13 protein-coding genes and 1 rRNA gene are annotated in these 10,052 nt (G+C 36.8%); all 14 read left to right on the forward strand.

Going from position 1 to position 10,052, the window contains the following annotated elements; genetic code table 11:
* Positions 1-94, forward strand: a 5S ribosomal RNA gene (gene rrf, locus ACQKOF_RS24535); the annotation flags it as partial.
* Between the two features lie 148 nt (positions 95-242).
* Positions 243-644 (forward strand): SRPBCC family protein, encoded by a 402-nt coding sequence (locus tag ACQKOF_RS24540; protein ID WP_427562895.1) that lies wholly within the window; start codon positions 243-245, stop codon positions 642-644.
* A 285-nt stretch (positions 645-929) separates the two neighbouring features.
* Positions 930-1,484, forward strand: a complete 555-nt coding sequence (locus tag ACQKOF_RS24545; protein ID WP_427562868.1) for a TetR/AcrR family transcriptional regulator — start codon at positions 930-932, stop codon at positions 1,482-1,484.
* Positions 1,485-1,624: 140 nt separating this feature from the next.
* A complete protein-coding gene (locus tag ACQKOF_RS24550) occupies positions 1,625-2,161 on the forward strand; it encodes an HXXEE domain-containing protein (RefSeq protein ID WP_427562871.1) in 537 nt (178 codons plus the stop codon).
* A 90-nt stretch (positions 2,162-2,251) separates the two neighbouring features.
* Positions 2,252-3,676, forward strand: coding sequence for an aminotransferase class I/II-fold pyridoxal phosphate-dependent enzyme (locus tag ACQKOF_RS24555; protein ID WP_427562874.1), 1,425 nt, complete (start codon positions 2,252-2,254; stop codon positions 3,674-3,676).
* Positions 3,677-3,693: 17 nt separating this feature from the next.
* Positions 3,694-4,323, forward strand: a complete 630-nt coding sequence (gene tmk / locus ACQKOF_RS24560) for a dTMP kinase (protein ID WP_427562877.1) — start codon at positions 3,694-3,696, stop codon at positions 4,321-4,323.
* Between the two features lie 405 nt (positions 4,324-4,728).
* Positions 4,729-5,058 (forward strand): cyclic-di-AMP receptor, encoded by a 330-nt coding sequence (locus ACQKOF_RS24565; protein ID WP_049667342.1) that lies wholly within the window; start codon positions 4,729-4,731, stop codon positions 5,056-5,058.
* Between the two features lie 87 nt (positions 5,059-5,145).
* On the forward strand, positions 5,146-5,586 hold the full coding sequence (locus ACQKOF_RS24570; protein ID WP_370047912.1) for a YaaR family protein: 441 nt from the start codon (positions 5,146-5,148) through the stop codon (positions 5,584-5,586).
* A 220-nt stretch (positions 5,587-5,806) separates the two neighbouring features.
* The gene (gene holB, locus ACQKOF_RS24575) at positions 5,807-6,811 is read left to right on the forward strand and encodes a DNA polymerase III subunit delta' (RefSeq protein WP_427562881.1); all 1,005 of its coding nucleotides are present in this window, start codon (positions 5,807-5,809) and stop codon (positions 6,809-6,811) included.
* Positions 6,804-7,619, forward strand: coding sequence for a PSP1 domain-containing protein (locus ACQKOF_RS24580; protein ID WP_427562884.1), 816 nt, complete (start codon positions 6,804-6,806; stop codon positions 7,617-7,619). The genes holB and ACQKOF_RS24580 overlap by 8 nt, the downstream gene beginning before the upstream one ends.
* A 27-nt stretch (positions 7,620-7,646) precedes the next feature.
* On the forward strand, positions 7,647-8,003 hold the full coding sequence (gene yabA, locus ACQKOF_RS24585) for a DNA replication initiation control protein YabA (protein ID WP_134025818.1): 357 nt from the start codon (positions 7,647-7,649) through the stop codon (positions 8,001-8,003).
* A 63-nt stretch (positions 8,004-8,066) separates the two neighbouring features.
* Entirely contained in the window at positions 8,067-8,816 is a 750-nt protein-coding gene (locus ACQKOF_RS24590; RefSeq protein ID WP_427562887.1) for a tRNA1(Val) (adenine(37)-N6)-methyltransferase, read from the forward strand.
* Complete coding sequence (locus tag ACQKOF_RS24595) at positions 8,800-9,063, forward strand: GIY-YIG nuclease family protein (RefSeq protein ID WP_427562890.1); 264 nt, start codon at positions 8,800-8,802, stop codon at positions 9,061-9,063. Before ACQKOF_RS24590 ends, ACQKOF_RS24595 begins: the two co-directional genes overlap by 17 nt.
* The gene (gene rsmI / locus ACQKOF_RS24600) at positions 9,060-9,932 is read left to right on the forward strand and encodes a 16S rRNA (cytidine(1402)-2'-O)-methyltransferase (protein WP_427562892.1); all 873 of its coding nucleotides are present in this window, start codon (positions 9,060-9,062) and stop codon (positions 9,930-9,932) included. The genes ACQKOF_RS24595 and rsmI overlap by 4 nt, the downstream gene beginning before the upstream one ends.
* Positions 9,933-10,052 lie beyond the last annotated feature (120 nt).

Below are 10,052 nucleotides of genomic sequence, written 5' to 3' on the forward strand. Positions count from 1 at the left end.
TCACACCCGTTCCCATACCGAACACGGAAGTTAAGCTCTTTAGCGCCGATGGTAGTTGGGGGCTTCCCCCTGTGAGAGTAGGACATCGCTAGGCAAAAAGTAGCCACTGAGAAATCAGTGGTTTTTTTTATTGTTGAAAACCCGCTAATAATCCACTAAAAAATGTTAGAATTTAATTGATTTAAATTAACAAAAAGGGGTGTATTGAAATAGCAACAGGGTTATATAGTGAAAATATTCAAATTGAACGAGCCAAGCTACAGGAGTTTATTCAAAATAAAGAGCAATGGGCTGTACTAATACCCGGTTATTTACACCATGAATTTCCAAATGGTCAAAATATGATTTGGGTATTCCAAGGTGATTTTGGCATTATCCAAAAAGCTGTAAAGGTTGAGCTTAAGGGCAAGGAGTCAAATCCTAATCAAGTTATGTTTGATTTGGTAGGCTTATCAGATCCGATAAATGGTGATGGTTATTTTGAAATTACACAAAATCAAGACGGTACATGTCAGTTAGCAGGCAATTTAACAATGAAGGCAAGCGGTTTTTTAGCGGGGATGATGAATCCAATTTTAGAAAAGGTTGTACCGCAATTAGTAGAAAAGCTAGTACAAGAGATGGCGGTAAAAGCTAGTATCTAGTATGTTAGTAGAGAAACTGGCGTTAAGTACATTTTAGAATAGTTTTACTAAGAAGAGTAGAAGGTCGTTGCTATTAGGTGCAATGATCTTTTTGTATTTATCACCAAAAGTTCGGGCTGATATTTTATTAAAACGTTAATAAATCGGAACTGAAATTACCATTACGTTATTCGTATTTATCACCTGGAATAACTTGACAGAACTTTTTGTAAAGTATAAATTTGAGTATATACTCAAATTTAAAAACGGTGGTGAAAAAGTTTGATATCAAAGAAGGATAAAATTTTGGAAGCGTCATTAGAGCTTTTTACTAAAAAGGGCTATACCGCAACGACTACTAAAGAAATAGCATTAAAGAGCGGAGTAGCAGAGGGGCTTATATTTTATTATTTTAAAGATAAAAATGAACTTCTTAATTATCTTATTCGTGAGTTTTCATTTATTGGCTCACTACAAAATGAGATAAAAGAGCTTTCAAAAATGGAGCCCTATCCAGCTTTAATTAAATTTGGCCAATTATACGCCGATTTTTTATTACATAATAAAAGCTTTTTAACGTTTATTTGGTCCCCAGAAATAGTACAGAGCACAAATGTTAGTAAGGATATTGTGGATTTTATAAATACAATGGGTGAACAAGTCAGTTCATTTTTGACAAGAGCTTCTTCATGTACTGTAGAAAAAAGGACAATAGAAACAGCAGCTTCAATGTTTCTTTCAACAATATTAACGCATGTTTTAGTTGAAGAAAGAAAGATAGATAAAATGCCAATTGAAAATAATGATTATATTGAAGAGATAGCAATGTTTGTTTTAAAAGGAATGCAAAATTCACATTAAGTAAATTTTTTTGGCTCATCACCAAAAGTTGTGGATGACATTTGTTAAAACACGTGCAATTTATAGAAGTTGATTTCCGTTCCAATCTATTTTTTTGAGAAACATTTGAGTAATCACTCAATATAAAAGGAGGAATCATTATGGAACAATGGGTAGGCATTGAAACACTTATTTGGCTATTCCCTATTATGTTTATTCTTCATGATTTTGAAGAAATTATTATGGGTGAAAAGTGGTTAAATAAGAATTCTATTATTTTGTACGAAAGATTGCCGAAAAAAATTGCTGATCGAGTAATGAAGCAGTTCTCGATGTCGACAGCGCAGTTTGCTGTAGCAGTAATCGTAATATTCATGTTTGTAAGTAGTTCCACTTTTGTAGCAAGTCAGTATGTGAATCAAGAGCCATTTGGAGGTATCTACTTTTTCACTGTTGTTACGCTAACCTACTTTCTACATGCGTTCACTCACCTGGCACAGTCTATTTTTCTTCGTTCCATTACACCCGGTGCACTCACATCTTTGATAATCGTTATTCCATATAGTTTAATTTTGTATCATTCGTTATTAGTCAATAAAGTCATAACATGGAACATTATTTTTGTATGTTTGCCATTTTGTCTTGTATTGATCCCTGTGGCTTTACTAGCACATTGGATCGGGAAAAAGGTTATCTGAATTCCACTTTATTTATATTCATTCAGCAAATGTTTTTGTGCCGTAAGTGTTATAATTAAATAAGAATATAACGGAAATGGGTGTTTTGTTTTGCAAAAGAAAAGGCCGATTGTAGAAGGGTTAGAGCGCTTTCGACAACAACAAAATATTTCCTTTCATGTCCCAGGGCATAAGCATGGAGAACTGTCCCATCTTCCTCAGCCCTTTAAAGATGTAATGCGGTATGATGTGACTGAATTATCAGGTCTGGATGACTTACATCACCCAGAGGAAATGATATTAGAGGCAGAAAACTTGTTGGCAGATACCTATGGGGCGATGAAAAGTTTCTTTTTAGTAGGTGGATCTACAGTTGGAAATTTAGCGATGATTTATACCACATGTAAAAAAGGGGATACGATTATTGTCCAACGTAATGCACATAAGTCTATATTTCACGCAATTGAGCTTGTTGGAGCAAAACCTGTATTTGTTTCCCCGCAATGGGATAAACGTACATTAACTGCAACACATGTTTCTTACAAAGATTTAAAAGATGCCGTTGATGATTATCCAGAGGCTCGTGCAATAGTTTTAACGTATCCTACTTACTATGGTATGACATCTAAAGAAATACAGCAGCAGATTGCGTATTGTCATGAGAAAAGTATTCCTGTTTTAGTGGATGAAGCACATGGAGCCCATTTTAGTGCATGTACCTTATTTCAACCATCAGCATTGACATTTGATGCAGATATAGTAGTACAGTCTGCACATAAAACATTGCCTGCTATGACAATGGCATCCTTTATGCATGTTAATTCTGATTTAATCGATGTCGACAAAATAAATCATTATTTACGTATGTTACAATCTAGCAGCCCATCCTATCTTTTATTGGCTTCATTAGATGATGCACGCTATTATATACAGACATATATGGAGAGTGATGGTGCATATATAATAGAAAAAAGGAATCAATGGGTAGAGGCATTACGAGCTATTGGCTCTTTGGAAGTTATTGAGGTAGACGACCCTATCAAATTATTGTTACGTGTTGATGGCTATAGCGGTTTTCATTTACAAGAGGCATTAGAAGCAAAGCATGTATATGCAGAACTAGCAGATGCAAATCAAGTATTGCTTGTGCTACCTTTGTTGAAACAGGGGCATCACTATCCATTTGCAGAAATACGTGTCCGGATTAAGGATGCTATAACATTATTGTTAAGTACACCAAAGGCGGAAATAATAACTGCTTCACAAACAGCCTATAATTTTGTGGCTGTTACGGAACCAGCCTATACATTTGATGAAATTGAAAAGTCGGAAAAAGAATGGTTACCGTATATGCGAACAATGGGACGTATCTCTGCTAGTATGATTATTCCTTATCCACCAGGCATTCCATTGCTTGTTCCTGGCGAAAAAATAACAGTAGCAAAGCTGAGTCAGCTAGAGGAGTTACTGGCTAGTGGTGCGACGTTCCAAGGAAATCACCGTTTAGAAGAAAAGATGATTGAGATCATTAAATAGTTGGAGGCAATAACGGCATGAATTGCAATTTATTTATTACATTTGAAGGTCCAGAGGGTGCTGGAAAAACAACAGTCATTCAAAAAATAGCCGAGCGACTTGCAGAAGAAAATATTGATGTATTAGCAACGAGAGAACCTGGTGGTATTGATATTGCTGAGAAAATTAGGAGCATTATTTTAAATCCTGAACATACAGCCATGGATGAGCGTACAGAAGCATTATTATACGCAGCAGCGAGAAGTCAGCATTATTTTGAAAAAGTAAGACCTGCGTTGGATGCTGGTAAAACGGTTATTTGCGATCGATTTATCGATTCATCATTAGCATACCAAGGATATGCACGTGGTATTGGCGTTGATGAAGTATTATCAATTAATGAGTTTGCAATCGGTAAGAAGCTACCCGATATGACAATATTATTTGACCTTGCACCAGAGGTTGGCTTGGCACGGATTCATGCTCATGGAGAGCGAGAAGTAAATCGCTTAGACGTTGAAAGCTTAGCTTTTCATAAGAAGGTTCGGGAAGGGTATTTACAGTTAGTGGAGCGTTACCCTGGACGTATACATGTCGTCAATGCAGACCAAAATATTGAACGTGTTGTTGAAGATGTATGGTCATTATTATATGAAGCAATACAGTAAATGCATGAAGTTGTCTACCACAATGTGATATAATGGTAACGTCTATAATTTTATCTTCATTCAGCATTGTTTTCTGCGCGACAGCGGCAAATGTTTTAAGATGAATGAGGATGCGGTTCCTTTTCAGTAGATTTCAAACACCTACTGAAATAGAAGAACTCCGGCGTATGTCAAGGAATCGGAAAGAAGTTCTTAAAGGATGTTAGCCTAAAAACATCGCATCTATGTGATAATGGCTAACTGACTTGCATAGGTAAAAACGCCACGTCCTGTGGCATTACCGAAATGACCGACATCGTGTCGGGCCGAAAACACAAAGCCGAATCCTGATACAATTATGCCGAGGCATAATTAAAAGGTAACTAAAAATTATTTAGATGAATTTTATCAAAGGGGTGAGTGCGAATGAAGTTAGTCGTAGCTGTAGTGCAAGATCAGGATAGTAGTCGCTTATCGAATGCTTTAACGAAAAATCAGTTTCGCGCAACTAAATTAGCGAGCACAGGGGGATTTTTACGCTCTGGAAATACGACGTTTCTTATTGGGACGGAAGACTCTCTCATACCCAAAGTTTTAGATATTATTCGTGATAATTGTCGAGCACGAGAACAAATGGTTGCACCTGTTTCGCCATTAGGCGGGAATACAGATTCCTATATACCTTATCCTGTGGAGGTAGAGGTAGGAGGAGCGACTGTTTTTGTATTACCAATTGAACAGTTTCATCATTTTTAATTCATTGCCACGTTAAACGAGAAGTAAATCATATTATAATTTAGCTTTTGTGTATTTGATAAAGAAAGCAAGTGGGGGCGAAACAGCTTGAAGATCAATCAAGATATACGTGTCGGGTTAAATACTAATCGTAAAGAGCCACTTCATAACAATAATCAAAATAACCGATTTGGAGATATGGTCGTCAAGCAAGGAACCAAATTGCAAACTGAACAGATTACACGATTGCTAGGGGATATTTCTACAGCAGGTGACCGTGTTGCAAGATCACGTAATTTACGAGAACTTGCTCGTTTTAAAATGCTTGTTAAACGATTTCTACAAGAAACGGTAGAGAATGGTATGGATTTAAAGCAATCGCATACATGGAATCGTTTTGGTGAAGGAAGACGCTTAAAAATAATCGAAACTATTGATACGCGTCTTGTAGAGCTTGCGCAAGATATTTTAGATGAAGAAAAGGAAGCAATTGACCTACTTGATAAAATCGGTGAGATTAAAGGCTTATTAATTAATTTGTATATGTAAAACCCGTGTCTCGTTCTCTTGTAGGCGCGGGCTTTTTTCAAATCTATTCAGCCGCCAAATTTACAGCACTTGGCTAAGAAATTATTTGCTGAATGGTATGACTAATAAACGATGTAACTAATCTATTTACTCTAAAACCGCAGATATTTCTGTACTAAAAATGAGGAATAGGAAATAATTATGCTATCAGTGTAATTGAAATAGGAAGGATTTTAAATATATGGCCAAGAATGTTGAAGAGCTATTCACACTACAACCAGTCGTAATGAAGCAGCTTCAAACGATTTTTGACAAGAATAGATTAGCACATGCATACATTTTTGATGGCGAAAAAGGGACAGGCAAAGTAGATATTATGCAGTTTTTTGTCAAACTAATGCTATGTGAGCAACCAAATCAAAATGTTCCATGTGAAACATGTCGAAATTGCAGACGTGTTGATTCGGGTAATCATCCAAATATTCATCAAATTTATCCAGAAGGTCAATTTATAAAAATTGATCAAATACGTGAATTAATTGCAGAAATGAAGATGATGGGAGTTGAAGAGGGACGTAAGATTTATGTACTTCATCATGCAGACCGTCTCAATATCGCATCTGCAAACATGATACTTAAATTTTTAGAGGAACCTGAGGGTGAGGTAACTGCGATTTTGTTGACGGAGCAAATGCAGTCAATATTACCAACGATTTGCTCTCGCTGCCAGCATATTAAATTTCAAAAAATGCCCCGACATATATTGTTAAAGCATTTGCAAGATAACAACATTTCTTACTCGATGGCTTCTACAGTGAGCATGATGACGAACGAACTCGAAACAGCTATGATTTTAGCAAATGATGAGCAGTTTGCACATGCTCGAAAAACAGTGTTAAAATTAGTAGAGGCAATTCGTCAGAATGTACATGAAGCAATGCTTGTTGTACATGAAGAATGGTTGCCACTGTTTAAAGAAAAAGGCGAGATGGAACAGGCATTAGATTTATTACTATTTGCTTACCGTGATATAGTGTCAATAAAAGCTAATCCCGAAGCAGCTTGTACTTATCCAGACATGTTACAGACATTTAAAGAAACTGCATTACATTCGACTTATGAACGTCTATCTAGTCAAATGGAGTCTATTTTACAGGCACGTTCATCTTTACAGCGTAACATGAATAGGACGTTAATGATGGAGCAGTTAATGCTAAATCTGCAGGAGGGATATACATTTGTATAATGTAGTGGGAGTCCGCTTTAAAAAAGCGGGTAAAATATATTATTTTGATCCAGCATCATATCTACTAGAGGACAGTCAATATGTCATTGTAGAGACAGCTCGCGGTGTAGAATATGGTAAAGTAGTTGTCCCTCAAAAGGTTGTTGGGGATAATGATGTTGTATTACCACTTAAACAAGTTCTACGACCAGCGGATGAACGTGATCGTATCCAAGTAGAGGAAAATGCTGCTGAATCAAAGCGCGCATTTGAACTAGCAAGTACAAAAATCATAGAGCATAATTTAGAAATGAAGCTCGTTGATGTTGAATATACATTTGATCGTAATAAGATCATCTTTTATTTTACAGCTGAAGGACGCGTTGATTTCAGAGATCTTGTAAAAGATTTAGCTTCGGTTTTTAGGACACGTATTGAACTTCGTCAAATTGGTGTACGTGATGAGGCCAAGCTGTTAGGTGGCATTGGTCCATGTGGCCGGATGCTTTGCTGCTCAACTTTTTTAGGAGATTTTGAGCCGGTTTCTATTAAAATGGCTAAAGATCAAAATTTATCTTTAAATCCATCCAAAATTTCAGGTCTTTGCGGTCGTTTAATGTGCTGCTTGAAGTATGAAAATGATGAATATGAAGAAGCAAAAGAGGGCATGCCAGATATTGGTGAAATGACGATGACACCAGATGGCCGTGGTAAAGTTGTTGGTTTAAATGTACTGGAAAGGGTCATTCAAGTATATTTACAAGAGCAGGAGCGCACAGTCGAGTATACATTAGAAGAACTACTAGCATACGAAAAAAATCTTATTTAAGATAGAGAATTGGACGAGGTGGCTTGGGTGAAGGACCGTAATTTCTTAGATACCGTTATGGAGTTCGAACAACAGCTCGAAGCAATGCAGGAGCAATTTAGTGCATTGAAACAATTTGTAGCGTTAATGATGGAGGAGCATAAGGCACTCGAAACAGAAAATCATCACCTTCGTACACGTCTAGAAGAACTACTTTCTAATGAAAACTCTGTACAGGCTGCTGATGAGAAGAAAGAGAATCCGTTAGATATTGGCGAGGGTTATGATAACCTAGCACGTTTATACCAAGAAGGCTTCCATGTTTGTCATGTTCATTTCGGAAGTTCACGTAAAGGTGAAGACTGTCTGTTTTGTCTATCATTTTTAAATAAACAAAATGTGTAATAGAAGGCTGATTCCCACTATGGTGGTGTCAGTCTTTTGTTTTGTATAGTAGGAGGAAGAAACATGGAAAATTGGTTAAAAGGTGACGAACGGTTAGACTATTTATTGGCTGAGAATTTACGTATTATTCAAAGTCCCTCTGTCTTTTCGTTTTCATTGGATGCAGTGTTACTTTCGAAATTTGTCAATGTTCCATATCATAAAGGGAAAATGGTTGATTTGTGCTCAGGTAATGGCGTAATCCCACTTTTTCTAAGTGCCAGAACAAAGGGACATATTACAGGAGTAGAAATTCAACCACGTTTATTTGATATGGCTGAGCGAAGTATCCGTTACAATAAGTTAGAAGAGCAAATTCATATGGTCCTTGGTGATGTGAAAGAAATTCCTAAGGAGCTTGGTATTGAAAAATATGATGTTGTAACCTGTAATCCACCATATTTTTTAGCACATGAAGCTAGTGATAAAAATTTAAGTGAGCATTACGCTATTGCACGTCATGAACTATATTTAACGTTAGAGGAAGCAATACAATCAGCAAGTAAATTATTAAAACAAGGCGGAAAGGCAGCTTTTGTTCATCGTCCTGGTCGGTTATTAGATATTGTTACGACAATGCGTGCTAATCGTTTAGAGCCTAAACGTATGCAACTTATTTATCCGAAAGAAGGTAAGGAAGCCAATACACTATTAATAGAAGGAATTAAAGACGGTAAACCTGATTTAAAAATATTACCGCCACTGTATGTTTATAATGAGAATAATGAATATACAGCAGAATTGAGAGAAATCCTTTATGGAAAAGAACAATAGCCATTATTTTTATGTGTTAGAATGTGCAGATCAATCCTTTTACGCAGGCTACACGAATAATGTAGACAGGCGTGTCGCTGTACATAATGCTGGTAAGGGAGCAAAATATACGAGAGCGCGAGGACCGGTGGAATGCATTTATATGGAGGAATTCGATACGAAACAAGAGGCGATGCGTGCAGAATATGCCTTTAAACAACTAACACGAACGCAAAAAATGAAATATATAGGGAGGGCTGACTCATGAAATCTCAGAAAAGTACAATGCACGGTCATACAGGTTGTTTATATTTAGTGGCAACACCTATTGGCAACCTAGAGGATATGAGTGTACGTGCGTTACGTATTTTAAAGGAAGCAGATATTATTGCTGCCGAGGATACACGTAATACAAAGAAGCTATGCAACTACTTTGATATAGGAACACCACTGATAAGCTACCATGAACATAATTTAGAGGTGGGGGGAGAGAAGCTATTAGCCTTCTTACGTGAAGGAAAAACAGTGGCATTAGTTAGTGATGCTGGTCTACCTTGTATTTCCGATCCTGGTGCAGATATAGTCGAAAAAGCAATCGAGCAAGACTTTCCAGTTGTACCGGTACCAGGTCCCAATGCAGCAATATCAGCATTAATCGCTTCTGGATTAACACCGCAGCCATTTTTCTTTTATGGATTTTTAAATCGAGGAAAAAAGGAACGTCGACAGCAATTGGAGCAACTAAAAAAACGTCAGGAAACTATTTTGTTTTATGAGGCTCCTCATCGTTTAAAGGACACTTTGAAAGATATGGAAACTATTCTTGGTAATCGTCGAATTGTATTAGCTCGCGAGTTAACTAAAAAATTCGAAGAGTTTGTACGTGGTACGGTGGCTGAAGCAGTAGAATGGTCACAAACAGAGGAAATTCGAGGAGAATTTTGTATTGTCCTTGAAGGAAACGAGAATGCTGAGGAAGAAAATAGTGAAGAAGCCTATTGGATCACAATGTCTATCGTTGAACATGTTGATTATATTATTGATCATACAGGTGTTACATCAAAAGAAGCTATAAAGGAAGTAGCAAAACTACGTCAAGTTGCAAAACGAGACGTCTATAATGAATACCATAGTTAATGTAAAGAAAGAGGCTGCCTTAATAGGAGGGCACTGAAAAAGTCTATACCTTCTCACATCGCGAGGTATTTAACGAGTAAATCGTTGAATACCTCGCTTTTTTCATTTGGCACTGTGACT

The organism is Lysinibacillus sp. NPDC093190 (assembly GCF_050280425.1).
In the GTDB taxonomy this organism is placed as follows: domain Bacteria; phylum Bacillota; class Bacilli; order Bacillales_A; family Planococcaceae; genus Lysinibacillus.

Bases quoted from the DNA above. Each gene is read 5' to 3' on its own strand.
- ACQKOF_RS24565 (WP_049667342.1), top strand. From the start codon at position 4,729: ATGAAGTTAGTCGTAGCTGTAGTGCAAGATCAGGATAGTAGTCGCTTA.
- rsmI (WP_427562892.1), top strand. From the start codon at position 9,060: ATGAAATCTCAGAAAAGTACAATGCACGGTCATACAGGTTGTTTATAT.
- ACQKOF_RS24595 (WP_427562890.1), top strand. From the start codon at position 8,800: ATGGAAAAGAACAATAGCCATTATTTTTATGTGTTAGAATGTGCAGAT.
- holB (WP_427562881.1), top strand. From the start codon at position 5,807: ATGGCCAAGAATGTTGAAGAGCTATTCACACTACAACCAGTCGTAATG.
- tmk (WP_427562877.1), top strand. From the start codon at position 3,694: ATGAATTGCAATTTATTTATTACATTTGAAGGTCCAGAGGGTGCTGGA.
- ACQKOF_RS24590 (WP_427562887.1), top strand. From the start codon at position 8,067: ATGGAAAATTGGTTAAAAGGTGACGAACGGTTAGACTATTTATTGGCT.
- ACQKOF_RS24550 (WP_427562871.1), top strand. From the start codon at position 1,625: ATGGAACAATGGGTAGGCATTGAAACACTTATTTGGCTATTCCCTATT.